This is a genomic window from Bacillus sp. LR_5 (assembly GCF_042709275.1).
In genome coordinates this window covers 1-1,594 of record NZ_JAVAXX010000566.1, presented here as the reverse complement: position 1 = coordinate 1,594, position 1,594 = coordinate 1, and the positions used below count along the sequence as shown (strand labels likewise).

General features: G+C 43.2%; 2 protein-coding genes. One reads left to right on the top strand and one right to left on the bottom strand.

The window, feature by feature from the left end; genetic code table 11:
* Positions 1–9: 9 nt before the first annotated feature.
* The gene (locus RAC86_RS38515; protein WP_046381200.1) at positions 10–690 is read left to right on the top strand and encodes a TetR/AcrR family transcriptional regulator; all 681 of its coding nucleotides are present in this window, start codon (positions 10–12) and stop codon (positions 688–690) included.
* A 571-nt stretch (positions 691–1,261) separates the two neighbouring features.
* On the opposite strand, the gene RAC86_RS38510 is transcribed toward RAC86_RS38515, so the two are convergent.
* A partial coding sequence (locus RAC86_RS38510) for a sigma-70 family RNA polymerase sigma factor (RefSeq protein WP_377886934.1) occupies positions 1,262–1,594 on the bottom strand: 333 nt, incomplete at its 5' end.

Genomic DNA, 1,594 nt, shown 5'->3' with positions numbered 1-1,594 from the left:
ACGGATAATATGAAAAAGCAACAGCCTCAGATTTCAGAGGAAAAGATTTTAGAAACCTCGTGGGAACTTCTTGGGGAGGGAGGCATCGAAACATTCAGCATGAGACGATTGGCCAACAGGCTAGGGATTCAGGCTCCCTCTCTGTACTGGTATTTCAAGAGCAAACAGAAGCTTTACCAGCGTCTGGCTAACCAAGTATCGAAAATGATTCTGGAGGAGTTCCGCTCCGAGGGAGACTGGAAGGAGCAGCTGATGGGGCTTGCGATAACGGTACGGAACGTGCTCAGCCGATATCCTTGCTCTACGCAGCTCATGATGATGACGCTGCCCCATGAACCGGACATCATCCGATTCACGAACCGAATGTTACTCTGCGTGGAATCAACACCACTTAAGCAAGAGCAGAAAATGCAAGTGGTTACTACGCTTGTAAACTATGTCTTCTACTTCGTTTTAGACGATTATCAGCATGAGCGCAATGTCACTGCTATCCTGAAGGACCAAGAAGAGCATCCGGGGGAGGAGATGATACGCCTTCTTGATTCCATGAGCGAGACAGATGCGGGATTATTCCGGAGGATGTTTACGAACGGGCTGTTTGAGTTGATGGGGACTGACAGAGCATTTGAGTTTGGCTTGAAACTGATTTTATATGGGATTGAGAGGGTGATAAAGGAACAGGAGAGGTAATAATTAAACTGCCCGCCATCGGATGGGCAGTTTAAATGAGATTTTCTCGTCCCTCTATATGTGTCACCGTACTGGAGGAGCACTACTTAGGGATTGGAGTCAACAGAAGAGATTGTGAAGAATTGTACTTAAACGCCAGTGATTTAATTGAAGAAGAAATAAAATGAGTAGTTCTTTAAAATGAACTGCTTCTAACCAATGTTTTTTAACTGATTCTTCATATTCATTAAAAGTCCTCTCATTGTGATAGTCATATATGTAAGGGTATCGACAGCATAGATGAGGCCTCTATAAAGAAAGCAGTGACTAGGAATGTACTGAAGTATACCGATCTAAGGATTTTCTCAGGAGAGCTTTTAGAACGTCCGGCTTAGAATCGCTTGATGGAGGGAAGTAACGCCCCATAAGAGAGAAGCCATCTGCTATGATCCAGACGCTTTTCTCGAAGAGTTTATCAGTGATGACAAAACTGATTTTCATCACTCTTTTATATATTTTTTCTCTATTTTCTTTTTAAAAAAACTTTAATGAAATAGAGAAAGCCGGAGTATGAGATCCGGCTTCTTCTGCATTATTTCCCCTTCGCCTTCTTCCGCTTTTCCTTCTCTGCCCGATAAAACTCATGAAACATCTTCATCAGCGCCCGCTTTTCAATCCGCGATACATAGCTGCGTGAGATACCGAGTTCTTTGGCAATCTCTCGCTGCGTTTTTTCCTTCTTCAAATCAAGTCCAAACCGCCCGACAATCACTTCCTTCTCACGGTCATCTAAAATGTCAATGTATTGTTTCACTTTTTCAAGCTCCATATTGAGCTGGATCGTATCTATCACGTCTTCGTTTTCTGATTTCAAAACGTCAATCAGGCTTATTTCATTCCCTTCCTTATCCTGCCCGATCGGATC

What these genes read in the sequence shown, in the direction of transcription:
- RAC86_RS38515 (WP_046381200.1), top strand. Translation starts at nt 10, where the DNA reads ATGAAAAAGCAACAGCCTCAGATTTCAGAGGAAAAGATTTTAGAAACC.